Raw genomic sequence first — 26,528 nt, 5'->3', positions numbered from 1 at the left:
CTCAGACGTAGCGCAGCCCCTTCTCGGCCAGCCGCCCCCGCATATCGTAGATGTCCAGCCCCAGCTCGCCTGCGGCCAGCCTCTTCCGCTTGACCTCTTCCGCCGCCAGCCGCGCCTCGGCCTTCGCCAGAACCTCGGCCGCTGCGGCGCGACGGACGACACAGACGCCATCGTCGTCGGCCACGATGACGTCGCCTGCCTCGATCTGCTGCCCGGCGCAGACCACCGGCACGTTCACCGAACCCAGGGTTTCCTTGACCGTCCCCTGCGCCGACACCGCCCGGGACCAGACCGGAAAGCCCATGGCGGTCAGGTCCCGGATGTCCCGCACGCCCGCGTCGATGACCAGCCCCCTGCAGCCGCGCGCCATGGCCGAGGTTGCCAGAAGATCGCCGAAATAGCCCATGTCGCAGGGCGCGGTCGGCGCCAGCACCAGCACGTCGCCATCGCGCAGCTGTTCGATCGCCACATGCAGCATCCAGTTGTCACCCGGCGGGGCCGAGATCGTGACCGCCGACCCGGCGATCTGCGCGCCGCCGTAGATCGGCCGCATGTGGCTGGCCAGACACCCCGTCCGCCCCTGCGCCTCATGCACGGTGGCGACGCCCGCCCGCGCCAGCCCGTCGATCACCACGGGATCGGCCCGGTTCACATCCTGCACGACAACAGCCATCCTGACCTCTTCCTCTTTCCCAAAATACCCGAGCCGTACCGCGCTGCGCGGCACGGCCCCTAGCCCTTCACCGGCGGCGTTCCGTGGGTGTGGAACGTCGGGATCGTCTTCAGGCCCCAGGCCTGCCCCTTCCTGCGGTCGTCTTCCGTCCATTTCACCGGCTGCCAGTCCGGCGCCAGGATCAGCCGCGCCCCGGCGTTGGCCAGTTCGACCCGGTTGCCGGCGGGCTCCCAGACATACAGAAAGAAAGTCCCCTGGATCGCATGCTTGTGCGGCCCGGTTTCGATATGCACGCCGTTCTGCAGGAAGACGTCGGCCGCGCGCAGGATGTCCTCGCGCTGGTCGGTGGCATAGGTGACATGATGCAGACGGCCGTCACCGCCGCCGTGTTCTTCGGTGCAGGCCAGGTCATAGGTCTTGTTGTTCACCGTGAACCAGCAGCCGCCGATCCGACCGTTGTCCAGCTGGATGTATTCGGTCACGCGACTGCCAAGGCAGACCTCCATGAACCGCCGGAATTCGGCCACGTCCGAGGCCAGCAGGTTCAGGTGGTCGATCCGCCGCGGCGCCGCGCCCGAAAAGGCCGAGGCCGTGTTCTTCAGCGCCGGGCGGTCCGCGTCCTGCTGCGCCTCGTACCACTTGGTTTCGTAGTAGATCTCGAAGACATGGCCGAAGGGGTCCTCGAACCGGAAGGCCGGGCCGTGCCCCGGATCGCCCTCGACCCAGCCGTGGGTCTTGTAGCCGGACGCCTCGATCGCCGCGACCCGCCGCGCCAGCGCCTGCGGAGAGGCCGCGCGATAGCCGATGTGCCCCACCCCGGTCGTTTCGGCCCGCGTCAGCTTGAGCGTGTGGAATTCGTAATCGTCCCAGGCGCGCAGGTAGGCCGAGGTCTCGTCTTCGGCCGACAGCTTCAGCCCGTAGACCCGGGTGAAGAAATCGAGGCTCTCGTCATAGCGGTCGGTCAGCATCTCCATGTGGCCCAGATGCGCGATATCGAAGCTTGGCGTGGTCGGCTCCATCCTGTCCTCCTCTTCATCTTGCCGGAAATACTCCGGGGGGCGCGTCAAAGCGCGCTTTGACGTGCGGGGGCAGCGCCCCCTGCCCGATCACAACTCGTCGACGGTCCGGGGGAAGATCGACTGGAACCCCTCGGCGTATCGGCAATCGCGTCCGCCGGACTGACCGCCGGAATTGCGCTTGAAGTGGTTGGCGCGCTGCTGTGCGACGCGGGTGTAGTAGTCCCACAGGTGCTCCTGCCCCTGCATGCATTCGATCGCCGCGCGCTTCTTGTCCCAGACCGGCGTGATGTCGAGGAAGGTGTCGGGCTTCCATCCCATCTGTTCGGTCTGATGCGGCTCGAACAGGTAAAGCTGTGGCGCGCCCAGGACCTTTTCGCCGGGGTTGTGCCCCCAGGCCTGGGCGATCATCCGGCATTCCAGCACCGCGTTCGTGGTGTTCATGTGGTCGGTGTTGTAGGGGTCGTACTGCGAATGGCTCAGCATGAAGGCCGGCTGCACCCTGCGGATCACATCGACGATCTTCATCTTGTTGTCGGTCGAGAACTCGAGCGGGTAATCACCGAGATCGAGACAGACCAGGTCCGCCACCCCAAGCGCCTGCGCGGCCGCTTCGGCCTCTTGCCGCCGGACGGTCTTGACCCGGTCCAGCGTCATGCCTTCCCGCTTCCACAGCTTGGCGCTTTCGCCGCGTTCGCCGAAGGACAGGCACAGAACCGTCACGTCATAGCCCCTGTCGGCATGCAGCGCGATGGCACCGCCGCAGCGCCAGACAAAGTCGGCGGCATGGGCTGAGATCACGAGGGCGGTCTTCCGGGTCATTGGGTCCTCCTCCGTCCGGGTGCGGCGGTGATCTCACCCTCGGGGCGATGCGGCAATTCGAATTGGCGTGCATCAGCATAAGATGAAGCTATGATGGATGGCGAATTAGACTGCCGGACCTTTGCGCCCATGACGACATTTTCACGCAATATCAGACACTTTCGGCTTCTCCTTGCGGTGGCCGACACGGGATCCCTGACGTTGGCGGCCGATCGGACCAACGTGTCCCAGCCGGCCGTGACCCAGGCGCTGAGCAAACTTGAGGCCGAGGCGGGCGGCCCCCTGTTCGACCGGACCCGCCAGGGTGTCTTTGCCACGCCGCGCGGGGCGCTTCTGGCCGATCGGCTGCGGCGTGCCTTCGACCGGTTGGACCCGGCGCTGGAAGACCTGGCGCCACGGCTCAAGCTGACGGCGACCTTCGCGCAGTTGCAGGCCATCGTCGCCGTGCACGAGACCGAGAACTTCACCCTTGCCGCCCGTCGCCTGGGGCTTGCACAGCCGACGGTGCATCGCGCGGTGTCGCAGATGGAAAAGGAGGCCGGGCGCAAGTTGTTTGACCGCACCGGCTTTGGTCTGGTGCCGACCCGCCAGACCCGTGCGCTGGTGCAGGCGGTGATGGTGGCGATGACCGAAGTGACCTCGGCCGAGAGCGACATCGCCGATCTGGACGGCGGGGAAAGCGGGCGGATCACCATCGGCGCCCTGCCCCTGTCGCGGTCGGTGCTGCTGCCCCGGGCGCTGGTCCGGTTTCGCGAGGACCGGCAAAGGCATCCGGTTCAGGTGATCGACGGTCTGTACGATGATCTGCTCGGGGACCTGAGACGCGGCGAGGTCGACATGATCCTCGGTGCCCTGCGCGATCCCGCCCCGATCGGGGACATCCGGCAGGACCCACTGTTCGAGGACGGGCTGGCCTTTCTGGCGCGCCGGGATCATCCGCTTGTCGGACAGCACGGACTTGGCCCCGCCGACCTGCACCGGGCAAGCTGGGTCGTGCCGCGCCACGGCACCCCGACCCGAACCCAGTTCGACCAGTTTTTCGCCCCGCACCCGCCCGAGGGCATCATCGAGGCCGGTTCGATCCTGTTGATGCGGGAAATCCTGCAGCACAGCGATCACCTGGGCTGCATCTCGGCTGCGCAGGCAGGGGCCGAACTGCAGCACGGGCTTTTGGCCAAACTGGATGTACGCGCCGCATGGCAGCGCCGCCCGATCGGCCTGACAACGCGGAAAAACTGGGTGCCGACGAAGGCGCAGGCCCTGTTGATCGAGGTGCTGCGGGACGAGGCCCGCAAACTACCACTATAGCTTTGACTTATGTCAGGCGGCTTTGATTGAATTGGCCGCCTTGCGCCACGACGCGCTACTCCGACCGCAGGACCGGCCCGCCTGGCCGTCCGGTCTGGAGGAGCAGATGACACTCACCACCGCACTACGCCGCCGCAGCCGGCAGGCGTCCTGAAATGGGTCGCAAGACCCCACCCACCATGCGACGGCTGGACGGCCTGACGCGCGCGCTGGACCGCGCGGCGCTTGGATTGACGGTGATCGGCGGCATCTGCCTGATCGCGATCCTCGGGGTTGTCACGCTTGGGGTGGTGCTGCGCTATGTCTTCAACGCCCCGCTTCTGGGCGGCAATGAAATCGTTCAGCTGACCGCCGTCGCGCTGGTGATGTCCGCCCTGCCCTACTGCACGACCAAGTGCGATCACGTGGCCGTCGATGTCTTCGACCCCTGGCTTGGCCCCTGGGGCCGATACGCGGGCGACCTGCTGTCGCGGGCGATCTCGGCGCTGGTGCTGGGGCTTCTGTGCCGTCGCGCGGGGATCAAGGCGCTGGATGCGCTGGAATGGGGCGACGCCACCAACATGCTGAAGATGCCGATCTGGCCGTTCTACGCGATCCTGGCGGCGGGCACGGGCCTGTGCGCGCTGGTCTTCGTGATCCAGGGGCTGGCCATCGCGATGCGGGGACCGGAATGATGACACCGATGATGGCCGGTCTTCTGGGTATCGCCTGCCTGTTCGGGCTGCTGATCCTGCGGATGCCCGTGGCCTTTGCCATGATGTCGGTCGGCTTCTTCGGGTACTGGGGCCTCGAGGGGCTGCGGTCCGCCGGCGGCGTGCTGCTGACCGAAAGCTATTCGGCCGTCGCCAACTACAACCTGATCGTCGTGCCGATGTTCGTTCTTCTGGGCAACATCGCCTCTGCCGCCGGGTTTTCCCGCGGGCTTTACGACGCGGCCTTCGCCTGGGTCGGGGCCTTTCGCGGCGGGCTCGCCTCGGCCTCGGTGCTGGGTTGCGCGGTCTTTGCGGCCGTGTCGGGATCGTCGGTTGCCACCGCCGTCACCCTGGGCAAGGTCGCCCTGCCCGAGATGAAGCGCCTGGGCTATGCGCCGTCGCTGGCCACCGGGTCGATCGCGGCGGGCGGCACGCTTGGGTTCCTGATCCCGCCGTCCACCGGTTTTGTGCTTTACGCCATCCTGACCGAGGAAAGCATCGGCCGCCTGTTCATGGCCGGCATCCTGCCCGGCCTGCTTCTGACCGCGCTGTTCATGGGGGCCATCTGGATCGTGTCGGTCCGCGACCCCAAGGCCGGTCCGCGCGGCGCCCCCGTCCCCTTTACCGACAAGCTGCGCCTGCTGGCGGACGCGGGGCCGCTTCTGGCGGTCATCCTGATCTCGATCGGCGGCATCTACCTGGGGCTTTTCACCCCGGTCGAGGCCTCGGGCATCGGCGCGGCGCTGGTCATCGTGCTGGCCTTGGCGCGGCGCCGCCTGACGCTTGCGGGGTTCAAGGAGGCCGTGCTGTCGACCCTGTCGACCTCGGCCATGCTTTATACCATCGTCATCGGGGCCAACGTGCTGAACCCCTTCTTCGCGATCACCCGCATCCCCGCCACCCTGGGCGACGGACTGGGATCGCTTGGCCTGGGCGCCTACGGCACGCTGGCGGTGATCATCCTGGCCTATGTGGTGCTGGGCATGTTCATGGACGGGCTGTCGATGCTGGTCATTACGGTGCCGGTCGTCTTTCCGGTCATCACCGCGCTTGGCTTCGATCCGATCTGGTTCGGCGTCGTGGCCGTCATCGTGATCGAAATGGGCATGATCACCCCGCCCGTCGGCCTGAACGTCTTTGTCGTCCGGGGCGTCGCCGGGGATGTGCCGCTGACCACCGTCTTCCGGGGCGTGATGCCCTTCCTGTTCGCGATGATCCTGGCCCTGCTGCTGATCATCGCCTTCCCGGGCATCGCGCTGCTGCTGCCCGACACCATGTTCGGGTGATCCGCACCCGTCCCCGACATCCCAAGAGGAGGACCCAGGATGTTCATCAAGACCCTTACCGCCGCGCTGGTTCTGGCCGCGCCCATGGCCATGGCAGACGAGCTCAAGCTGGCCGATTTCCAGCCGCCGACGCATTTCGTCGTCGATCAGGTCTATGCCCCCTTCGCCGCCACCATCGCCGAGAAGACCGGCGGCGACGTGACCGTCACAACCTACATGGGCGGTGAGCTTGGGCCGGGTCCGGTCGAACAGTACAACCGCACCGTGGAAGGCGTGACCGACATCGCCTTCGGCTTGCCGGGCTATACCGCATCGACCTTTCCAAAGACCCTGCTGACCGAACTGCCCGGCGTGATCAGCGCCGACACCGGCACCGCCGCCGTGCAGGCCAACGTCGACATGCTGTCGGACGAATACCGCCGCGTGGTGCTGGTCGGGCTGTGGAACAACGCGCCGAACCTGCTGTTCACCGCCGAAAAGCCGGTGCGGTCGCTGGACGACCTGACAGGGCTGAAGATCCGTGTGCCGTCGCGCAACGCGGGCCTCGTGGTCGAGGCCTGGGGCGCGACGCCCGTGTCGATGCCCGCGCCCGAGATCTACAACGCCATGCAGACCGGCGTCATCGACGGTGCGATGATCGACGCCACCACGCTCAGGGCCTTCAAGCTGGCCGAGGTGACCAAGTACATCACCATGGGCATGGACACGACGATCTCGAGCTTTTTCATGATCATGAACCGCGACAGCTTTGGCGATCTGAGCGGCGACCAGCAACAGGCGGTGCTGGCGGCGGGCAAGGATGCCTCGCTTGCCGCGAACAAGGCCTGGATGGGCGTGGCCGAGAAGGCGCTGGCAGAGTTCGAGGCCACCGAGGGCAAGGAGGTCATCACCCTGTCGTCGGATGAGGCGGCCAAGTTCAACGCGGCCTCTGCCCCGGTGGTCGAAAAGGTCATCGCCGAGGCCGATGCCCAGGGGCTGGGTGCGGGCGATTACGTCGCCGCGCTGAAGGGGAACTGAGGGGCGCTGCCCCCGTCGATCGACTTTGCAAGGGGCCGTGGGAAACCGCGGCCCCTTTGTCGTGGGACCGGCCCGATGCGGTTGGCCGACGCCCGGCCTGCGCCGCCGTCAGTGGCCGAGGTCAAGGCGCAGATGCATCGACCGGTCCCGTGTGAACGCCACGCGGCACCTCAGCGGGCTTTGACCCCCCGGGAACTTTGTGCAAGCAATGCGGGCGACCCTTGCGGCGGCGTCCCCCTGCGTCGCCCCTTTTCGATCGCCGATCCTGACCAAACCGAGCCCCAGATTGAAACCCCTCGCCCAAGCCCCAAGCCGGACGGAACTGGTCTACCAGATGATCCGGGACAATATCCGCGACTGCACGCTCGAACCCGGCAAGCACCTTGTGCAAGAGGACCTGGCGGCGATGCTTGGCGTCTCGCGCCAGCCGGTGCAGCAGGCGATGCTTCTGCTGAAGACCGACGGGCTGGTGGTCGAACGCGGGGCGCGCGGGCTTTACGTCGCGCCGCTGGACCCGGAACAGATCGGCCACCACTACCAGATCCGGCTGGTGTTCGATCAGCTGGCCGCCGGTCTTGTCGCCGACCGCGCCGCCACCGATCCGGGTTTTGCCGCCGACTTGCGCCGGGCGGGCGAGGCGATCCTGCAAGAGGGCGAAGCGGCCCGGTCCGTCGGGGCTGCCGAAGCGGTGGCGCACGATGTCCGGTTTCACACGTTCCTCTACGAGATGTCCGGCAACCCGCTGATCGCCCCTGCCGCCGACATGCACTGGAACTTCCTGCGCCGGGTCATGGTCGCGGTCCTTCTGCATGCCGAACGCGGACCGGTCGTCTGGTCGCAGCACCGCGACATCCTTGACCTGCTGGTCGCTGGTCAGGCCGAGGCGGGCCGCGATCTGGTGACCCGCCACATCCTTGGGGCGAAGGACGCGCTGTTCGAGGCACTGGCCACCCACAGCTTCGACGCGACTCAGCCCGACTGATCTTTTCCATCCGCTCTCGCCGACACCTGCCAGCAACCCGCTGTCGCAGTTCGGTTTTTCACACGCCCTTGACTTACTGAATTCTGAATTCAGAATGCGCAAAAGGCCAGGAGGGGCCTTGCACGGCTTGAGGAGGAGACCATGCAAAACGACCGCGTTCTCAACATGGCCGAGATCGTCGACGGCTTTGCCCGCATCCGGCCCGACCGGATCGGCGCCCGCGATCTGGACCGGGATCTGACCTATGCGCAGTGGTCCGGCCGCGCCAACCAACTGGCACAGGGCTTGATGTCGCTTGGTCTGGCGAAGGGCGACAGGGTCGCGGTGCTGGCATGGAACTGCCTTGAATGGGTCGAGATCTATGTCGCGGCGGCCAAGTGCGGCGTCATCGTCGTGCCGGTCAACTTCCGCCTGACGGCCGAGGAAGCCAGCTATATCTTGGAGGATTCCGGCGCGACGGCCATCATCGCGCAGGAAGGCCTGCACCCGGTGATCGACACGCTGCGCCCGACGCTTGATCTGTCGCCCGACCGGTTCGTGCATTTCGGCGGCCCCGCCCCCGATGGCTGGACCGGCTATGAGGCGCTGATCGCCGCCGCGCCCGATCGCGCGCCGGACGTGGCCATGACACCCGAGGACCCCTGGACGCTCATGTACACCTCGGGCACGACCGGCCGCCCCAAGGGCGTGATCCGCAACCATCGCGGCATGGCCATGATCGCCCTGGTGACCGAGGTCGAACTGTCGATCCGGTCTTCGGACAACGCGCTTCTCGTCATGCCGATGTGCCACGCCAATTCGCTGAACTTCTTCTGTTCGTTTGCCTATGCCGGGGCCGAGATCACCGTGCATTCCCGCCGCAGTTTCGACGCGGCCGAGGTGCTGTCGGTCATGGGACGTCACCAGTGCAGCTTCACCTCGCTGGTGCCGACGCAGTACATCATGATGCTGTCGCTGCCCGAGGATCAGCGCCGTGTCGACGGGCTGGACTGCATGACCAAGCTGATGATCTCGTCGGCCCCGGCGCGGGCCGAGACCAAGCGCGACATCATGAAAATGTTCCCCAATTCCGGCCTGTTCGAACTGTACGGGTCGTCCGAAGCGGGCTGGGTCACCATGCTGCATCCCGACGAACAGTTCAGCCACCTCGGCAGTGTCGGGCGCGAATGCGTCGGATCGGGCCCGATCCGGCTGCTGGACGACACCGGGCAAGAGGTGCCGGACGGTGAACCCGGAGAGCTGTTCAGCCTGACGCCCTACACCTTCTCGGGCTACTGGAACCTGCCCGAAAAAACCACCGAAGCCTTCAACGACGGCTGGTGTTCGGTCGGGGACATGGGGATCCGCGATGAACACGGCTTCATCAAGCTGGTCGACCGCAAGAAGAACATGATCATCTCGGGCGGAGAGAACATCTATCCGTCCGAGGTCGAGGCCGTGCTGGGCCGCCACGAGGCAGTGCAGGACGTCGCCGTGATCGGTGTTCCGCACGAACTTTGGGGCGAGGCCGTGCATGGCGTCGTGGTGCTGCACGCAGGCGCGACAATCACGGGCGACGACCTGATCGCGTGGTCCAGGGACAAGATCGCGGGCTACAAGCGCCCCCGCTCCATCACCATCATCACCGAGGCAGAGATGCCCCGCACCGCCACCGGCAAGGTGCTGCACCGCGTGCTGCGCGACACCTTCGCCCAGACCGCCGGCGCCTGAGGAGACATGACCATGACCAACAGAACCGGGGCCGACCTGATCGCCGCCACCCTCAAGGCCCGTGGGGTCCAGCGCGTCTTTGCGCTGTGCGGCGGACACATCATGTCGATCTGGATGGCGCTCGACGCCGCCGGGATCGAGATCGTGGACGTGCGCGATGAACGGGCCGCCGTCTACATGGCCCACGCCCATGCCGCCGTGGGCGGTGGTTTCGGCGTCGCGCTGGTGACCGCCGGGCCTGGCGTGACCAACGCGATGACCGGGATCGCCAATGCCCATGTCAGCCGGATGCCCGTGCTGGTGCTGTCGGGCACCCCGCCCAGGCCCCAGGAAAACCGTGGCGCCCTGCAGGACATGAGCCATGTCGCGCTGGTGCAGTCGATCACCCGCGTCGCCCGCACCGTGCGGCATGCCCCCGCCCTGCCCCGGGAACTGGACCATGCGATCGCGGCAGCACTTGGGCATGGTGGCGAACCCGGTCCCTGTTTCCTTGACGTGCCGGTCGATGTGCAGCGCGATGTGGTGCCGCCGGTGCTGTTCGACATCGAACAGGTGGCGGGCCGTCCGGCCCCACGGGCCCGCGCGCTGGAGACCGATCTGGACGCGGCGGCGGATCTGATCCGCACCGCGACAAGGCCCGTCGTGATCTCGGGCCGGGGCGCCAATGGCGCGGCCGGGGCGCTGGCGCGCTTCCTGACTGCCTCGGGTGCAGGGTACCTCGATACCGGGGAAACAAAGGGGATCGTGCCCGACAGTCACCCCGCCCATATCGGCGCCATGCGCGGGGCGGCGATGAAAGAGGCGGACCTTGTGATCACCCTTGGCCGCAAGCTGGACTTCCAGCTGGCCTATGGCTCGCCCGCGATCTTCGGAGAGGCCCGGTTCCTGCGCATCTCGGACGTCGCCGCCGAACTGACCGACAACCGGCTGGGCGATGTGGCACTTCTGGGCGACGTCGCTCTGTCGCTCGACGCACTGTCAGACCGGCTGACGGGGGCCGACATGGACCGCGCCTGGACCGGCGCCATGCGCGACCGGCATGTGCAGCGGACCGCCGGACTGGCTGATGCGCTGGCTTCCGCGCCCTCGGACGACCTGGGGCGGATCCACCCGAACCGCCTGCTGGGCGAGATCCGCAAGCGTCTCGATCCCGAGGCCGTGGTCATCGCGGATGGTGGTGATTTCCTCAGTTTTTCGCGGATTGCCCTGTCCTCCTCGACCTACCTCGATCCCGGCCCCCTTGGGTGCATCGGGCTGGCAACGCCCTTTGCCATCGGGGCCGCCAAGGCCGCGCCGGGGCGCCAGGTCGTGGCGGTCACCGGCGACGGGGCCTTCGGTTTCTCCGGGATGGAGATCGACACCGCCGTGCGTCATGGCGTGCCGGTGATGATCGTCGTGTCGAACAACGGGTCCTGGGCGATCGAGGTGCGCGACCAGATGGACCGCTTTGGCAAGGCCGTGGGCACCGAACTGCAATTCGCCGATTACGCGGCCATGGCGCGCGGCTTTGGATTGAAGGCCTGGCGGATCGAGGGCGAAGAGGCCATCGCCCCGGCCCTCGACGAAGCCTTTGCCGCCCTGGCGCAGGGTCACACCGTTCTGATCGACGCCGTCACCTCGCCCCTTGCGGCATCCTCGGACAGCAAGACCGGCCTGGCCTGGGTTCCCGATCTGCAGGCGCTGGCGGCCTGGGACGAGGCAGAGCGGACCTGGCTGGCAGAGGGGTGACGCTGCGCCACGAGCTCGGGGGTCGTTTCTGGGTAGGAAGGGAAGTGGCGGAGGCTCAGGGATTCGAACCCTGGGGACGCTTCCACGCCCGTCGGTTTTCAAGACCGGTGCATTCGACCACTCTGCCAAACCTCCGCGTCGGGGTGGTCTAGCGGGGGTTCGGCGATTCTGGAAGCGGGTTTCACGCTGCTGAACCAGTCGGCGGCACCCTTCCTCTACCTGCCGCAGACAAAGGCCGCGCATGGTTCAGGCCGGTGGATCGGTGGTTGTAGCAAACGACCCAGTCCGAACCACCTAGGTCTGGCCAGATAAGTGACGTGTAGAGCAGCATCCCTGATGGCGCATCGCGTTTGCATTCCGAAAATTTCATTGAAGCGACGCTGAAAATGCGTAATAACGCAGGCATTAAAGCGGCTTAAGTGTCGCGACCAGTTTTTATCAGTGATCCGCGTTTTGACAAAATTCATTCGAAGAAAGAGCATTTCATGAAGCATCTTCTGCTTTCCGGCCTTGTGGCCGCTTCATGCCTGGGCGCCACCGAAACGATGGCTGCTTCGGTGCAATCATATGCCCAGGCCTCCGGCGGTGGCTGTGGCTTGTCCGGACCCAATGACATCTACGGCTGGAGCGCGGGGTCGGGCGCCGTTGCATCCTCCGGGGCGTGCACGACCTCTGCCAATGCCACGACCGGCCCCGGCTACACGACGGTCATCGTCAGCGGTGGCAACGGATCGGGCGAAGGCAATCTGTCCGGCGTTGGCAACGCGCAGGCCCGGCAGCAGGTCACGTTGCAGATCGACGCGCCGCAGAACTACGGCGGCAATGGCGTCGCACTGACCGTCCAATCGCATGCTCACGGGACGGTCAACGCGGATCAGAACGTGTCCCAGGGCGACTACGAAGCCTTGGCTTGGCTCGAGGCCATTTTGACGGTGTCCTACTACAAGCCCGGCCGCGCAACTATGACCACCACCGACGTGTCGACAAAAGTCGAGGCCAAGGCGTCCGCTGTTGCAGGCACCACGCCCAATGCCTCCGCCTACGATGTCATGGATGAGCTCCTCAAGATCGAAAACCTGCTCATCGATCCCCTCCGGGAGATCAAGGTGGGTTTCAACTTCAAGGGCGGGGCGCGGTACCTTGCGAATGAGGTCGCTTCCGGCAGCGCGGCGGCACTGGGGGGCAGCACCTTTGGCTTTGCGCCCCAGGCCTTCATCTTTGGCGACCCCGGCTTCTCCGTTTCCTTTGCAGACGCCGCCATCGTGAACAACCAGTGGATCGATCCGCGCGGGACGCCGGCGGTGCCGCTGCCGGCCCCGGCGCTTCTGCTGCTGGGCGGGTTCGGGGCGCTGGCCGCGCTTCGGCGTCGCTCATAAGCCACCTGATCCGGACACTCACGGAACACAAGCCCCCGGCCCGCGCGCCGGGGGTTTTGCGTTGCGGCGACCTGACGGCCTCGTGACCGGGAATTTTCGCCGATGCCCCATGGCAGACTTTTCACATCGCGCCCGAATGGATAGACTGCGCCAAAACAAAGGGCAGGGCCGGGGATCCGGCCGCGCGCAGGGCGCGCCGACGAAGGGGCGAAGAATGGGATTTCTGGTCATGAGATCGGGCAATGGCATGGCGCGGGCGATGCTTGCGGCCTCGGCGCTGGCGCTGCTGGCGGGCTGCATGGAAAACGACGGGGCGCTGTTCAAGTCCGAACCGGCAGCGGGTGGCGGCACGTCGACCCGGCTGGTCGAACGCGATGTCGAGGCACCCGAGGTGTTCCAGGCCACCGAAGCAGGGCTTTGGGACGGTCGGCCGTCGCTTGGCGGTGTCTGGGTGGCCCATCCCGACGTGGATGAACCCGAACGCGCCCTGATCCGCAATACCGCGAACGGCAAGTTCGTCATCGGCGCGCTTTTCCGCCCGTCGCTTGACCGGCCCGGACCACGGTTCCAGGTGTCGTCGGACGCGGCCGAGGCGCTGTCGATGCTGGCGGGCCAGCCGCAGAACCTGAACGTCACGGCCCTGCGCCGCGAGGAAGTGCCAACCGCCACCGCGGACCCGGCACCGATGGAAACCGCGCCAAGCGCCACGGCGGCCGCCGAGATGCCCGCGCCCGAGGCGGTTCAGACGGCAACGCTTGACCCGGTCAGCGGGGCCTCTGCCGCGCTGGATGCGGTCGAGGCGGCCGAAGCACCTGCGGCCGTCGCCGCAGCCCCGGTCGAAGAGGCCCCGAAGAAACGCCGCTGGTTCTGGCAGAAAAAGGACACGGCCGAGCCCGAGGCCATGGCCGCCGCGCCCGAGGAGGCCGCCCCGGCCCCCGTCGCCGCCCCTGCCCCACAGGCCGTGACGTCGGCGCCGCTGCCCAAACCCGTCGCCGCGCCGGTGGCGAAACCGGTGTCGAAACTGGACAAGCCCTATCTGCAGATCGGGATTTTCAGTGTCGAACAGAACGCCCAGAACACCGCCGTGGCGATGCGGCAGGCGGGCATGATCCCCGAGGTTCTGGAACAGAGCGCCAAGGGCAAGACATTCTGGCGGGTCATCGTTGGCCCCGCCACCAACAGCGAAGAACGCGCCGTGCTTCTGAAGAAGGTCAAGACGGCGGGCTTCACGGATGCCTATGCGGTGACGAACTGACGCCTTCGGGCGGTCAGGCGCACCGCCTGAAGGAGGTAGGATGACCCAATCCAATCGCCCCGGCGCAGGCCTGCGCCCCCTTGATCGCGGCACCGGGCTGCGCCGGATCGTCCAGGCAGCGGGCCTGGCCGTCGCCATGGTCGCGGCCGGGCCCGCCCTGGCCTTCGACACGAAGGCCCGCGCGGCCTATGTGATCGACCTGACCACACGGACGATCCTGCTGGACAAGAACGCCGACACGCCCCTGCCGCCGGCCTCGATGTCCAAGCTCATGACGCTTTACATCGCGTTCGAGGCGCTGCGCGATGGCCGCCTGTCGCTGGACGAAAAGCTGCCCGTATCGTCGCATGCCATGAGCTATGGCGGATCGACCATGTTCCTTGACACCACCGACCGGGTCGCGGTCGAGGACCTGATCCGGGGCATCATCGTGCTGTCGGGCAACGATGCCTGCGCCGTGATCGCCGAGGCGCTGTCGCCCGACGGGACCGAGGCCGGGTTTGCCCGTTACATGACGCAGCGCGCGCAGCAGATGGGCATGACGAATTCGACCTTCGCCAATTCCAACGGCTGGCCCGCCGCAGGGCACCGCATGTCGATGCGTGATCTGGCGCTGTTGGCGACCCACCTGATCGAGGACTTCCCGAACTTCTATCCGCTCTTCAACGAACGGAAGTTCGACTTTGACGGGCGCGCGCCGCAAAACAGCACCAACCGCAACCCGCTTCTGGGTCTGGGCATCGGCGCGGACGGGCTGAAGACCGGGCACACCGAAGAGGCCGGCTATGGTCTTGTCGGATCGGCCAAGCAGGATGATCGGCGCGTGGTCTTCGTGATCTCGGGCCTTGAATCGCAGGCTGCCCGGGCGCAGGAATCCGAGGCGATCGTGAACTGGGCCTTCCGGCAGTTCACCCAGAAGACGCTGCTCAAGGCCGGTGAGACGATCACCAAGGCGCAGGTCCACATGGGTCAGGCCCCGACCGTGGCCCTGACGACCGCGTCCGACCTGTCGGCGCTGGTGCCGGTGCTGGGCGCGGATCGCATCCCGGCCGAGGTCGTCTACAACGGCCCCTTCTCGGCCCCGGTGAAAAAGGGCGACAAGCTGGGCGAGCTGATCATCTCTCCGGACGGGCTGCCCGCGACGACGGTGCCGCTGGTGGCGGCGGATGATGTCGCGAAGGGCGGCTTCATGGTGCACATCACCACCGCGCTCGACCATCTGCTGACAGAAATTGGCGGCGGCGTGCCGTCGGACGCACCGGCAGAAGAGGCCCCGACCGAAGAGGCGGCCTCCTGATGGGGCAGACCGGGGGTCTGTTCCTCAGCTTTGAAGGCATCGACGGATCCGGCAAATCCACCCAGGCCCGCCTGCTGGCCGAGGCATTGCGCGCCAACGGGCGCGAGGTCGTGCTGACGCGCGAACCGGGCGGATCGCCGGGCGCCGAGGAAATCCGCGCACTTGTACTGCAGGGCGATCCTGACCGCTGGTCGGCGGAAACCGAGATCCTGCTGTTCACCGCCGCCCGTCGCGACCACCTGGAACGCACGATCCGGCCCGCGCTGGCCCGCGGGGCCGTGGTCATCTGCGACCGCTTCGCCGACAGCACCCGGATGTACCAGGGCCTGTCGCGCGGTGATCTGCGCGGCGTGGTCGACCAGCTGCACGACCTGATGATCGGGGTCGAGCCCGACCTGACCCTGCTGATCGACATGGACCCCGAGGTCGGGCTGTCGCGCGCCAAGGGGCGGCAGGGCGTGGAGGAACGGTTCGAGGATTTCGGCGCCGATCTGCAACGCAAGATGCGGGCGGGGTTCCTTGACCTGGCCCGGGAATATGCCGACCGGTTCCGCGTGATCGACGGTGCGCGTGCGCCCGAGGCGGTAGCCGTCGATGTGCGCGCCGTGGTTGACGCGGCGCTGAACGCCCGGGCCGTCTGATCCGCCTTTCGCCCGCCAGCAAAGACCGCCATAGTCGCCGCCATGACCGACACCACCCGCCCCGAACCAGACCGCATCGACGGCGCCCCGCATCCCCGCGACACGGCCCATGTCTTTGGCCAGCAGGCCGCCGAAGAGGCGTTCCTGACCGCCTTCCATTCGGGTCGGCTGCATCACGGCTGGCTGGTCACGGGGCCGCGCGGCGTCGGCAAGGCGACACTGGCCTGGCGGATCGCCCGGTTCCTGATCGCCACACCCGCGGCCGAGGAGGACGGGCTGTTCGGCGCGCCGCCCCCGCCCGAGACGCTGGACATCGCCGTCGATCATCCGGTCGCCCGCCGGATCGCCGCCGGGGCGGAGCCGTCGCTTTTCCTGCTGCGCCGGGGCGGCGCCGGGTCGACCGAGAACGACCGCGACAAGAACTTTCGAGACGGCAAGTTTTCCAAGGTCATCCGGGTCGAGGACGCGCGGCCCCTGAAATCCTTCTTCGCCCTGTCGTCCGCCGACGGCGGGCGGCGCGTCGTCATCATCGACAGCGCGGACGAGATGAACCCGAACGCCGCCAACGCGATCCTCAAGCTGCTTGAGGAACCGCCCGCGCGCACGGTGATCCTGCTGATCTCGCACCAGCCGTCGCGGTTGTTGCCGACCATCCGGTCGCGCTGCCGCGAGTTGCGCCTGTCGCCCCTGCCGCAGGACGCGCTGGAACAGGCGCTGGCACAGGCCGAGATCGAGGCGCCCGCCAACCATGCCGCGCTGGCCGAACTGGCCGCCGGATCGGTCGGCGAAGCGGTGCGGATGATCACGCTGGACGGCCTGAAGCTTTATGCCGAGCTGATCGCGCTGATCGGCACCCTGCCCCGGTTCGATGCGTCGCGCGCGCAAGCTCTGGCCGATACCGCCGCCGCCCGGGGCGGAGAAGACAGGCGCGTGCTGCTGCACCACCTGATCGACCTGGCCCTGTCGCGGCTGGCCCGCACTGGCGTGACCGGCATGGCCCCGGCCACCGAGGCCGCGCCGGGGGAGGCCGAAATCCTGACGAGACTGTCGCCCGATGCCTTTGCCGGGCGCAGATGGGCGCAGGCTGCAGAAGAGATAGGGGCGCGGTTGCGTCATGGTGAGGCGGTCAACCTTGACCCTGCCGCGCTGATCCTTGATACCGTGTTCAAACTTCAGAGCATTGCGGGCGGTCAGGCCGCCTGATTTCAGGGCCGAATGACCTCCGTACAGATCACCGACAGCCATTGTCACCTCGACTTTCCCGACTTCGACGACGAACGTGACGCCGTCATCGCCCGCGCGATCGACGCGGGCGTCACGCGGATGGTGACCATCTGCACCAAGTTGCATAACCTGACCAAGGTGCAGGCGATTTCCGAGGCGCATCCAGAGGTCTTCCATACCTTCGGCGTGCATCCGATGTCGGCGGCCGAACATCCTGCCGTGACGGTCGATCAGCTGGTCGAGCTGTCGTCGCACCCCAAGTTTGTCGGTATCGGCGAGACGGGGCTGGATTACCACTACACCGCTGAAAGCGCGGACATCCAGAAGTCGTCGCTGCGCGTGCATTGCCAGGCGGCGGCCGAAACCGGGCTGCCCCTGATCATCCATGCCCGCGCGGCGGACGACGACATGGCGCGGATCCTGTCCGAAGAACACGCCAATGCGCCCTATGCCTGCGTGATGCATTGCTTTTCCTCGGGCGCTGATCTGGCCAAGGCGGCGCTGGATCTGGGGTTCTACCTGTCGATGTCCGGCATCGCGGCCTTCCCCAAGTCTCAGGAGCTGCGGGATATCTTCGCCGCCGCGCCGCTTGACCGGATCCTCGTGGAAACCGACAGCCCCTACCTTGCGCCGCCGCCCTACCGCGGCAAGCGGAACGAGCCGGGGTATTCAGTGCACACGGCCAAGGTCGGGGCCGAGGTCTTTGGCCTGAGCTATGAGGACTTCGCCGCCGCGACGCAGGCCAATTTCGACCGGCTCTTCACCAAGGCCGCCGCATGGACGCCCGCGTGATGGGAGAGCTGCGGTTCACCATCCTTGGCTGCGGATCCTCGGGCGGGGTGCCCCGCCTTGGCGGGCACTGGGGCGATTGCAACCCGGCGAACCCGAAGAACACGCGCCGTCGCTGTGCCCTGCTGGTCGAACAGGAAACGGCCGACGGCACCACCCGTGTGCTGATCGACACCGGGCCCGACATGCGGGCGCAGCTGCTGGATGCGGGCGTCGGCAAGCTGGACGCGGTGGTCTATACCCACAGCCACGCCGATCATGTGCACGGGCTGGACGATCTGCGGATGATCGTCTTCAACATGCGCAAACGCCTGCCGGTCTGGGCCGATGGCGACACGCAGGCCGCGCTATATGACCGCTTCGCCTATGCCTTCGTGCAACCCGAAGGCTCGCCCTATCCGCCGATCCTCGACATGAAGACCATCGACGGGCCCTTCATCATCGGCGGCGCAGGCGGAGACATCACCTTTACCCCCTTCAGCGTCAATCACGGGTCGATCGACGCGCTTGGCTTCCGGGTGCGCGACTTTGCCTATCTTCCGGACGTCGCCAAGATGACCGACGAGGCCTGGGAGGCCTGCACCGACCTGGATTGCTGGGTATTGGACACGCTGCGCCGCGACCCGCATCCGACGCATTCGCATTACGAACAATCGCTGGCCTGGATCGACCGCGCCGCGCCGAAACGGGCCATCCTGACCAACATGCACATCGATCTGGACTATGCGACGGTCGAGGCGGAAACGCCCGATCACATCACCCCGGCCTATGACATGATGCAGATCGTGTACCCGATCTGATGGGATCGCTGATCGTCGTCATCCTGCCCGTCTTCCTGCTGATCGGAACGGGTTATGTCGCGTCCCGCTTTGCCGGGTTTCCGCAATCCGCCGTCGACGGCCTGATGCGGTTCACGCAGACCTATGCCTTCCCCTGCCTGCTGTTCCGCGCGGTCAGCACCTTCGACATCAGCGAACAGTTCCATGCGCCGCTACTGCTGAGCTACTACCTCGCCGCGCTGATCTGCTTTGTCCTTGGCTTCCTTGCCGCGCTGCTGATCTTCCGGCGCGATCCCGAGGACGCGGTGGTCATCGGGTTCTGCTGCCTGTTTTCCAACACGCTGATGCTGGGCATTCCGATCACCGAACGCGCCTTCGGGGCCGATGCGCTTGAGGCGAACTTTGCCATCATCGCGATCCACGCACCCTTCTGCTATTCGCTTGGCATCGCCATGATGGAGATGGTGCGCGCCCGGGGCACCGGGTTCCATCCGCTGCGGGTCGGGGCGCAGATCGGGCGCCAGATGATCCGCAACCCGCTGGTCATCGCGCTGATCCTGGGCTTTGTCGTGAACCTTGGCGGCATCCACATTCCGGTGCCGGTGATGGATACCGTGTCGCTGATGGTGGGCGCCTCGGTCCCGGCGGCGCTGTTTGCCGTGGGCGGCGTGCTGACGCAGTACAAGATCCAAGGCGACCTGCGTGTCGTCGTGGTGATCTGCATCATCACGCTGCTGGTGCACCCCGCGCTGGTCTGGACCTTCGGCAGCCTTGCCGCGCTGGACGAGGCGCAGTTCCGGTCGGCGCTCATCACCGCTGCCGTGGCGCCAGGGATCAACACCTACGTCTTTGCCAACATCTACGACCGCGCCAAGCGGGTGGCGGCGTCGTCGGTGCTGGTGACGACCTCGGCCTCGCTGGTGACGGTGTGGTTCTGGCTTAGCCTGCTGCACTGACGGCTGGACACTTCTTCCGATCTGCGAAAGACTGTTCCGCAAATCAGGGAGGATGAGATGAGCGACAATCTGTTGATCGACCGCCAGGGCGGGGTTCTGGTGCTGACCATGAACCGGCCCGAACGCAAGAACGCCTTCACGCGGCCGATGCTGCACGCCATGGCCGATGTCCTGACCGAGGCGGCGGACGACCCCGAGGTGCGCGTTGTCGTGCTGACCGGCGCCGACGGCGCCTTCTGCGCGGGTGGCGACGTCAAGGCGATGAGCGAAGGCGCCCATCAGGACAAGTCGTTCTACCAGCAGCGCAAGGACCTGCGCACCGTGATGGAGGTGTCGCGCCTGCTGCACGAGATGCCCAAACCCACGATCGCCGCGATCGAAGGGGCTGCGGCGGGGGCCGGGCTGTCGCTGGCACTCGCCTGCGATTTCCGTGTCGCCTCGGACACCGCCAAGATCACCACCGCCTTTGCCAAGGTCGGCCTGTCGGGGGATTTCGGCGGCACCTATTTCCTGACGCAGATCGTCGGCACCTCGAAGGCAAAGGAACTTTATTTCTTCTCGCCCATCATCTCGGGCAAGGAAGCGGCGCAGATCGGGCTGGTCAACCGGTCGGTCGATCCGGGCCGCGCGCTGGATGAAGCCAAGGACTTCGCCGCGCCGCTGGCCGCAGGTGCACCGCTGGCGCTTGGCCGGATGAAGGCGAACCTGAACCTGGCGGCGGGCGGCGGGTCGCTGGCGCAGGTCATGGATCTCGAGGCCGACAACCACACCAATTCCACGGCCACCGCCGACCACAAGGAAGCCGCCAACGCCTTCGTCGAGAAGCGCAAGCCGGTCTTCACCGGAACCTGAGGGCCTAGAGGTCGGGCATCCCCGCCTTGTGGGCCAGTTCCACGATGCGGCCCGTTTCCTCGTGATAGTCGTCCAGCGCGCCTTGCCAGAAGGCGCGCTGAAGAGCCCCGACCTCCTGTGGCTTGGCCGTCAGCAGGTCGTGCTGAAAGGCCATATCCTTTTGCAGGCGGCGCGCGCCGAAGCTGACCAGCCCGGTGCCCATTTCCATCCAGGCCCCCATCCAGGCCATCGCCGGGTTGGTGGCTCTCATCGTTGCAGTGCGTGCCATCGCGTCCCCTCCGCTGGATTTTTCGGCAACTGGGGAAGGCTAGCACAGGCGGCCGCCGGATTTGTTGATCGGTGTCAATATGGCTGTCATTTGCGCGTGGCATGAGCAAAGTTGAGGCAAAAGCAGGTATTTTGACATGATTGAGAACAAGACATTTGAAGATCTGCAGGTCGGCGACCGGTCCGAACTGCGCAGGCTGTGTACGGCGGACGACCTGATCGTCTTTGCCAATGTGTCGGGCAACCACAATCCGATGCACCTGCATGACGAAGACGGCGACGGCGATGGTGCGACTGAGGCGATCTGCCCCGGCATGTTCGTGGGCTCTCTGGTCTCGGCCGTTCTGGGCAACGTGCTGCCCGGGGCCGGGACGCTCTACCGGTCGCAAAGCTTCGAATTCCTCGACCGCGCCCATGCCGGGGACGAGCTGATCTCGACGGTCGAGGTGATTGCCAAGGACGCGGCGGCCCGCACGGTGACGCTGCGCACCGATGTGCGGCGCGTGGCGGATGACGCGCCCGTCCTGCGTGGTGAGGCCGTGGTCGAACCGCCCAAGGTCCGCCGGGTGCAGCGCATGTCGGACCTGCCCGGTCTGGTGGTGCAGCGCCACAGGCATTTCGAGGCCCTGCTGGCCCGCGCCGAGCCCCTGCCCGCGCTGCGGACCGCCGTGGTCTGCCCGGAGGAAGAGAATTCGCTTGGCGGCGCCCTGCTGGCGCGGCAGCACAGCCTGATCGATCCGATCTTCGTCGGCCACGCCGGAAAGATCACTGCGGCGGCGCAGGCCGCAGGCGCGGATCTGACAGGGATCGAGGTCATCGACATCCCCGACCACGCCGAGGCCGCCGCGCGCGCCGTGGCGCTGGTGAACGAAGGCCGCGCCGATGCGCTGATGAAGGGCCACCTGCACACCGACGAACTGCTGCGCCCGACGCTGGACCGCGACCGGGGCCTGCGCGGGCGGCGGCGGTTCACCCATGTCTTCGTCATGGACGTGCCGGGGCTGGCGCATCCGCTGCTGGTCACGGATGCGGCCATCAACATCGCCCCGGATCTCAAGACCAAGGTGGATATCGTGCAAAACGCCATCGACGTCGCGATTTCCATCGGGATCGACGATCCCAAGGTCGGCGTCCTGTCGGCGGTCGAAACGGTGAACCCGGCGATCCCGTCGTCGATGGACGCGGCGCTTCTGTCCAAGATGGCGGAACGCGGGCAGATCACCGGCGGGCTGGTCGACGGGCCGCTGGCCATGGACAACGCGGTCGACATGGCGGCGGCACGGACCAAGGGCATCGTGTCGCCGGTCGCCGGCCGCGCCGAGGTGCTGGTGGTGCCCGACATCGACGCGGGCAACATGCTGGCGAAACAGCTGACCTATATCTCGCACGCAGAAGCCGCGGGGGTGGTGATGGGCGCGCGGGTGCCGATCATCCTCAATTCCCGCGCGGACGGGGAAATGTCGCGGCTCGCCTCCTGCGCGGTGGCGGCGCTGCATCATTTCCGAATGGCCGGGACGCTCGCATCATGAGCCATATCCTGACCGTCAACGCCGGGTCGTCGTCGCTGAAATACGCGCTTTACCGGGCCAAGGCCGAACCGGTTGTTCTGGCGCAGGGCAAAGTCGGCCGGATCGGCGGCGCGGCCCAGCTGACGCCCGCGGGCGGTCCCGCGCGGGACCTGCCCCCCGGCACCGATCACGCAGGCGCGCTTGCGGCCGTGCTGGCCGAGCTGAGCGAAAGCCACCCCGATGCGCAGGTCACCGTGGTCGGTCACCGCGTCGTGCATGGCGGGCCAGATTACGCGGCCCCCGTCGAACTGACGCCAAAGGTCATCGCGCAGCTGGAAGGCTTTGCCCCCTACGCGCCGCTGCACCAGCCGCACAACCTGGCCGGTGTCCGCGCGGCCATGGCGGCCTTTCCGCAGGCGCGGCAGATCGCCTGTTTCGACACGGCCTTCCATCGCGGCCATCCCTTCGTCAACGACACCTTCGCCCTGCCCCGGCGCTTCTATGACAAGGGCGTGCGGCGGTACGGGTTCCACGGACTCAGCTATGACTACATCGCCGGAGAGGTCGCCCGCCGCGCGCCCGCGCTGTCGCGGGTGGTCGTTGCGCACCTGGGCAATGGCGCGTCGATGTGCGCCCTGCGGGATGGGCGGTCGGTGGCCTCGACCATGGGGTTTTCGGCGCTGGATGGCCTGCCCATGGGCACCCGCTGCGGGCAGCTGGATCCGGGCGTGGTGCTTTACCTGATGCAGCAGGAGGGGATGGACGCCGACCAGATCAGCGATCTTCTTTACACGGAAAGCGGGCTGAAAGGCATGTCGGGTCTCAGCAACGACATGCGCGAATTGCAGGCCTCGGACGATCCCCGGGCGGTCGAGGCGCTGGACTACTTCGTCTTCCGTATCCGGCGCGAGTTGGGGGCCATGGCGGCGGTTCTGGGCGGGATCGATGGCCTCGTCTTCTGCGGCGGGATCGGAGAGAACTCGGCCCCCGTCCGGGCGCGGGTCTGCGCGGGCATGGACTGGCTGGGCATCGCGGTGTCGGACACGGCCAATGACGCCAATGCGCCGGTCATCAGCACCGGTCCCGTGCAGGTCATGGTGATCCCGACAAACGAGGAAATCGTGATCGCCCGCGCGGCGGTGGCATTGGCCGACGCCTGATCGCGCGGCCTATTCCATCGGCCCGCGTGGCAGGCTACACCTTGCACATGACTGATTTCACCCCCGGCCCGCACCTTCTGATCGACCACCGTGGCGACCGTCACCTGACGGACGCCGACGCCCTCGAGGCCGCCTTGCGCGGCGCAGCCGAGGCCGCGGGGGCCGAGGTTCTGTCGGCCAGCTTTCACGCGGTCGACGGCGGCGTGTCGGGCGCGCTGATCCTGGCAGAAGGGCACGTGGCTGTGCGGACCTGGGCCAAGCAGGACTATGCCTCGTTCGACGTGTTCATCCCCGGCGAGGGGCGCGGCAAGCTGGCGGCGGATCATCTGGCCCGGGCGCTGCTGCCCGACTGGACGCAGATCCGGTCGGTCACGCGCAACGACTTCACCCCCGCCACCGCCTGACCCTGCCCGGCCCGGCGCCAGCCCCGGCTTGTCAGGTCACGGCTTTGACCTTACCAATTCCGGCAAGGCGCCCACGTCGATCGGGCGGCAAAGGGGCGAGCGATGCATTTCACGATCAACTATACGCGCGGTGCGCATGATCCCAAGGGCGGGCCGGTCAAGGTCGGCTGGCTGCTGACGGATGTCGACAGCCCGGTGATCTACGACCCGCCCCGGCGGGTGAATTCGCGCGACGCCCGCAAGGAGCACGCGAAAAGCGCCTCGCGCTGCCCCGCCGTGCTGAACCTTGAAAGCCGCTATTTCGAGGTCCCCTGCCCGTTCGACCTGAACCTCGGGTTCGCCCGCGACAAGGACGGGCGGCCGGTCCTGCGCAACCTGTCGGGTCCGGCCAGCAGCATCCGGGGCTCGACCCTGGGCAAGCGGATCATGGTGGTCAACGAAACCGAATGGCGATTTCCCGACCGGCCGATCATCCAGTTGAAGCTGCCCTATCTCTTCATCGCGGATGAACCGGTCTACATGTCGCAGCTGGATGCCTACATGCATTACCGGCGCACGCCGCTGCCCGGCACGATCTTTGGCGGGCGCTTCCCGATCAACGTCTGGCCGCGCCCGCTGATGTGGGCCTTCGAATGGCACGACATCGAGAAACCGATCGTGGTGAAACGCGGCGAGCCGCTGTTCTACTGCCAGTTCGAATTCGACAGCCCCGAGCGGACCGTGCAGATGGTCGAGGCCCAGATGACGCCCGAGCTGAAGACCTACATCGACCACATCGGCGGGGCGGTGAACTACGTGAACCAGACGTTTTCGCTGTTCGAGGCGGCGGAACGGGTCCGCCCGGACACGCTGATCACCCCGCGCAAGTCGTGACCCCCAAGGCCGACGATCCTGCGGCGATCTTCGACCGCGCGACCGAGGCCTTCAACAAGGGCCAGGTCTCGGACTGCCATGCCCTGATCGCGCCGCTGATCGCCAATCCGCCCCCGGGCGCGCGCGACAGGTCGCGGCTGGCTTACCTGCAACTGGGCTGCGCGCTTTACCATACCGGCGACCTGGCGGCGGCGCGGCGGCTCAATGCTTCGCTTGCCACCACGCACTGGCGACCGATGCGCTATCGGCTGGCCCTGCGCCAGAGGGATCCGGCAACGGCGAAACGCCTGCGGTCGGACCCCGAGGTCACCGATCAGGAACGCGACGATTTCCGCACCACGGCCGGGCTGCACATGCTTTGGGCCAATCGCTATCGCACGGGCTTTCCGCTTTATGCGGCGCGCCACAACGCGATCCTCTTTCCGCGCACGGTGCCCAAGGCGCTGGCCCATGCCCCCCTGCCCGAAGATCCGGCCGAAGATTGCGGCACCATCATCCTGGAACAGGGGCTGGGCGACGTGCTGTTTCACCTGGCCCATATCCGGGCCGAGGGGCGGCACGAGACCGCGCGCTTCGTGGGGCTGCGCAAGTACGGGCCGATCATCCGGCGGTATTTCCCGCAGGCGCGCTTTACGGCGCATGACGATCTGCCCCGCGACGGCGCCCGCCCCCGCGCCCATCTGGCGGCCGATTTCGTCGGGCGGGGGTATCGCCGCACCGGGCAGATCGCTGCGCCTGTCACCTTCGACACCCCCCTGCGCCGGGAGGGCGAGCCGCCGGTCTGGGGCATCTGCTGGCGCGGCGGGTCGGGCCAGAACCGGCGCGAGGAACGGCATATCCCGCTGCAGATGTTCCTCGATTTGCTGCCGCGGGATGCGCGGTTTTTGGCGCTGCAGTTCGACATGTCCGAGGCCGAACGCCAGCTGCTACTGGCCGACGGGCGCTGCATGGTGCCGCTGGCGGATATCACCCGGAACCCCGTGCACACGATCGACATGATCCGGCCGCTGGCGGGCGTGATCTCGGTCGACAGCGCGAACTGGCACATGGCGGGGCTTAGCCAGGTGCCGCTTCTGGCCATCATGAATCGCACGGCGCATTGGTTCTGGGGGGCGGAGGCCCGGGCCGAAAGCGCCTATGCCAGCGCCTCGACCGTGCCGAAGGACGACCTGACCGCCGATGTCGTGGGCGGCTGGATCGACCGGACCCGGAAGGCCTTTGCCGACCGCCCGGCCCTTGCCCGGCCAGCCCCCGGCCCGCAGCCGCAGCAGCCGGTCTTCGTGCTGGGCCTGCCGCGATCGGCGACCTCGATGACCATGCGGGTGCTGCACGACCATGGCCTGTGGCTGGGCGACACGGTGCCCGGAAATGCCGAGAACCCGCAGGGCTATTTCGAAAGCCGGGCGCTGCGCGACGGGATCGTGAAGCCGCTGCTGCGCGACCTCGGGGCGGATCCGCTTGGCGTGCGCAGCCTTCCTGCATGGGACGTGCTGCCCCCGGACCCGACCCTGCGCGGCAGGATCACGCGGCAGCTGCGTACCGAAGGGTATGACGGGTCGCAGCCCTGGGGGTTCAAGGATCCTAAATTGACCCTGTTGTGGCGGCTGTTCGATCAGGCCTTTCCGAACGCGATCTGGGTGATCGTGACGCGCGACCGCGCGCGGGTGATCGACAGCCTGTGCCGCACGTCCTTCATGGCGCGGCATTCGACCAGCGCGGACTACTGGGTGCCTTTCTGCAACGCTTATGACCACCGCCTTTCGCAGCTGCGCCGATCAGGCGCGCGCGTGTTCGAGGTGGACAGTGACGCGCTGTCGGACGGCGGGTTCGGGCAGATCCGCAAGGTGATCGAGGCCACCGGGCTGACATACGACGCGAAGACCGCGCGGGCGGCCCTGGTCAGACCGTGAGGG

Annotated in this window: 25 protein-coding genes and 1 tRNA gene; 21 read left to right on the top strand and 5 right to left on the bottom strand. The window is 67.0% G+C overall.

The genetic code is table 11. The features are described 5' to 3' along the window. Nucleotide 1: 1 nt before the first annotated feature. The 3 genes from E4S58_RS03040 to E4S58_RS03030 form a co-directional block, all read right to left on the bottom strand. Complete coding sequence (locus E4S58_RS03040; protein ID WP_136634830.1) at nt 2–673, bottom strand: 4-carboxy-4-hydroxy-2-oxoadipate aldolase/oxaloacetate decarboxylase; 672 nt, start codon at nt 671–673, stop codon at nt 2–4. 59 nt (nt 674–732) lie between these two features. Next, a complete protein-coding gene (locus E4S58_RS03035; protein ID WP_136634829.1) occupies nt 733–1,692 on the bottom strand; it encodes a VOC family protein in 960 nt (319 codons plus the stop codon). Between the two features lie 87 nt (nt 1,693–1,779). Continuing rightward, nucleotides 1,780–2,511: a PIG-L deacetylase family protein gene (locus E4S58_RS03030; RefSeq protein WP_136634828.1), complete on the bottom strand. Its 732-nt coding sequence runs from the start codon at nt 2,509–2,511 to the stop codon at nt 1,780–1,782. Nucleotides 2,512–2,601: 90 nt separating this feature from the next. Between E4S58_RS03030 and E4S58_RS03025 the strand changes: the two genes are divergently transcribed. The 7 genes from E4S58_RS03025 (at nt 2,602) to E4S58_RS02995 (ending at nt 11,234) form a co-directional block, all read left to right on the top strand. Then, nucleotides 2,602–3,819, top strand: a complete 1,218-nt coding sequence (locus tag E4S58_RS03025; protein WP_338101496.1) for a LysR family transcriptional regulator — start codon at nt 2,602–2,604, stop codon at nt 3,817–3,819. Nucleotides 3,820–3,974: 155 nt separating this feature from the next. After that, nucleotides 3,975–4,493 (top strand): TRAP transporter small permease, encoded by a 519-nt coding sequence (locus tag E4S58_RS03020; protein ID WP_136634826.1) that lies wholly within the window; start codon nt 3,975–3,977, stop codon nt 4,491–4,493. Next, complete coding sequence (locus tag E4S58_RS03015) at nt 4,493–5,797, top strand: TRAP transporter large permease (RefSeq protein ID WP_136635810.1); 1,305 nt, start codon at nt 4,493–4,495, stop codon at nt 5,795–5,797. The genes E4S58_RS03020 and E4S58_RS03015 overlap by 1 nt, the downstream gene beginning before the upstream one ends. A 39-nt stretch (nt 5,798–5,836) precedes the next feature. Beyond that, the gene (locus E4S58_RS03010) at nt 5,837–6,814 is read left to right on the top strand and encodes a TRAP transporter substrate-binding protein (RefSeq protein ID WP_136634825.1); all 978 of its coding nucleotides are present in this window, start codon (nt 5,837–5,839) and stop codon (nt 6,812–6,814) included. A 286-nt stretch (nt 6,815–7,100) separates the two neighbouring features. Continuing rightward, complete coding sequence (locus E4S58_RS03005; RefSeq protein ID WP_169052586.1) at nt 7,101–7,796, top strand: GntR family transcriptional regulator; 696 nt, start codon at nt 7,101–7,103, stop codon at nt 7,794–7,796. Between the two features lie 141 nt (nt 7,797–7,937). After that, entirely contained in the window at nt 7,938–9,506 is a 1,569-nt protein-coding gene (locus E4S58_RS03000; RefSeq protein ID WP_136634823.1) for a class I adenylate-forming enzyme family protein, read from the top strand. Between the two features lie 12 nt (nt 9,507–9,518). After that, a complete protein-coding gene (locus tag E4S58_RS02995) occupies nt 9,519–11,234 on the top strand; it encodes a thiamine pyrophosphate-binding protein (protein WP_205965346.1) in 1,716 nt (571 codons plus the stop codon). Nucleotides 11,235–11,279: 45 nt separating this feature from the next. Here the strand turns inward: E4S58_RS02995 and E4S58_RS02990 are convergent. Then, nucleotides 11,280–11,369 (bottom strand) — tRNA-Ser (locus E4S58_RS02990). 350 nt (nt 11,370–11,719) lie between these two features. Between E4S58_RS02990 and E4S58_RS18000 the strand changes: the two genes are divergently transcribed. The 9 genes from E4S58_RS18000 to E4S58_RS02945 all read left to right on the top strand — a co-directional run bounded on the left by E4S58_RS18000 (nt 11,720) and on the right by E4S58_RS02945 (nt 20,403). Further along, the gene (locus E4S58_RS18000; RefSeq protein WP_240789444.1) at nt 11,720–12,610 is read left to right on the top strand and encodes a VPLPA-CTERM sorting domain-containing protein; all 891 of its coding nucleotides are present in this window, start codon (nt 11,720–11,722) and stop codon (nt 12,608–12,610) included. 214 nt (nt 12,611–12,824) lie between these two features. After that, nucleotides 12,825–13,865, top strand: coding sequence for an SPOR domain-containing protein (locus E4S58_RS02980; protein WP_240789443.1), 1,041 nt, complete (start codon nt 12,825–12,827; stop codon nt 13,863–13,865). Between the two features lie 136 nt (nt 13,866–14,001). Further along, entirely contained in the window at nt 14,002–15,162 is a 1,161-nt protein-coding gene (locus E4S58_RS02975) for a D-alanyl-D-alanine carboxypeptidase family protein (RefSeq protein ID WP_240789496.1), read from the top strand. Then, nucleotides 15,162–15,803, top strand: coding sequence for a dTMP kinase (gene tmk / locus E4S58_RS02970; protein WP_136634821.1), 642 nt, complete (start codon nt 15,162–15,164; stop codon nt 15,801–15,803). The genes E4S58_RS02975 and tmk overlap by 1 nt, the downstream gene beginning before the upstream one ends. 42 nt (nt 15,804–15,845) lie before the next feature. Further along, nucleotides 15,846–17,006, top strand: a complete 1,161-nt coding sequence (locus tag E4S58_RS02965; RefSeq protein WP_136634820.1) for a DNA polymerase III subunit delta' — start codon at nt 15,846–15,848, stop codon at nt 17,004–17,006. Between the two features lie 12 nt (nt 17,007–17,018). Then, nucleotides 17,019–17,819, top strand: a complete 801-nt coding sequence (locus tag E4S58_RS02960) for a TatD family hydrolase (protein ID WP_136634819.1) — start codon at nt 17,019–17,021, stop codon at nt 17,817–17,819. Beyond that, on the top strand, nt 17,819–18,616 hold the full coding sequence (locus E4S58_RS02955) for an MBL fold metallo-hydrolase (RefSeq protein WP_136635806.1): 798 nt from the start codon (nt 17,819–17,821) through the stop codon (nt 18,614–18,616). Before E4S58_RS02960 ends, E4S58_RS02955 begins: the two co-directional genes overlap by 1 nt. After that, nucleotides 18,616–19,551: an AEC family transporter gene (locus E4S58_RS02950; protein ID WP_205965344.1), complete on the top strand. Its 936-nt coding sequence runs from the start codon at nt 18,616–18,618 to the stop codon at nt 19,549–19,551. The genes E4S58_RS02955 and E4S58_RS02950 overlap by 1 nt, the downstream gene beginning before the upstream one ends. 57 nt (nt 19,552–19,608) lie before the next feature. Next, complete coding sequence (locus E4S58_RS02945) at nt 19,609–20,403, top strand: enoyl-CoA hydratase (RefSeq protein ID WP_136634817.1); 795 nt, start codon at nt 19,609–19,611, stop codon at nt 20,401–20,403. Between the two features lie 4 nt (nt 20,404–20,407). Here the strand turns inward: E4S58_RS02945 and E4S58_RS02940 are convergent, their stop codons facing one another. Next, a complete protein-coding gene (locus E4S58_RS02940) occupies nt 20,408–20,671 on the bottom strand; it encodes a phasin family protein (RefSeq protein WP_136634816.1) in 264 nt (87 codons plus the stop codon). Between the two features lie 136 nt (nt 20,672–20,807). On the opposite strand from E4S58_RS02940, the gene E4S58_RS02935 reads away from it, so the two are divergent. The 5 genes from E4S58_RS02935 (at nt 20,808) to E4S58_RS02915 (ending at nt 26,525) form a co-directional block, all read left to right on the top strand. After that, a complete protein-coding gene (locus E4S58_RS02935) occupies nt 20,808–22,199 on the top strand; it encodes a bifunctional enoyl-CoA hydratase/phosphate acetyltransferase (RefSeq protein ID WP_136634815.1) in 1,392 nt (463 codons plus the stop codon). Further along, complete coding sequence (locus E4S58_RS02930; RefSeq protein WP_136634814.1) at nt 22,196–23,338, top strand: acetate/propionate family kinase; 1,143 nt, start codon at nt 22,196–22,198, stop codon at nt 23,336–23,338. The genes E4S58_RS02935 and E4S58_RS02930 overlap by 4 nt, the downstream gene beginning before the upstream one ends. A 47-nt stretch (nt 23,339–23,385) precedes the next feature. Continuing rightward, nucleotides 23,386–23,742, top strand: coding sequence for an S-adenosylmethionine decarboxylase (locus E4S58_RS02925; RefSeq protein ID WP_136634813.1), 357 nt, complete (start codon nt 23,386–23,388; stop codon nt 23,740–23,742). Nucleotides 23,743–23,844: 102 nt separating this feature from the next. Continuing rightward, nucleotides 23,845–24,615 carry a hypothetical protein gene (locus E4S58_RS02920; protein ID WP_136634812.1) on the top strand — a complete coding sequence of 257 codons (771 nt, stop codon included), beginning with the start codon at nt 23,845–23,847 and terminating at the stop codon, nt 24,613–24,615. Continuing rightward, the gene (locus tag E4S58_RS02915) at nt 24,612–26,525 is read left to right on the top strand and encodes a sulfotransferase (RefSeq protein ID WP_240789442.1); all 1,914 of its coding nucleotides are present in this window, start codon (nt 24,612–24,614) and stop codon (nt 26,523–26,525) included. The genes E4S58_RS02920 and E4S58_RS02915 overlap by 4 nt, the downstream gene beginning before the upstream one ends. Nucleotides 26,526–26,528: the final 3 nt, after the last annotated feature.

It is taken from the genome of Pseudooceanicola onchidii, assembly GCF_004959925.1.
Lineage (GTDB): Bacteria > Pseudomonadota > Alphaproteobacteria > Rhodobacterales > Rhodobacteraceae > Pseudooceanicola > Pseudooceanicola onchidii.
This window is presented reverse-complemented; position numbering and strand designations above follow the sequence as displayed.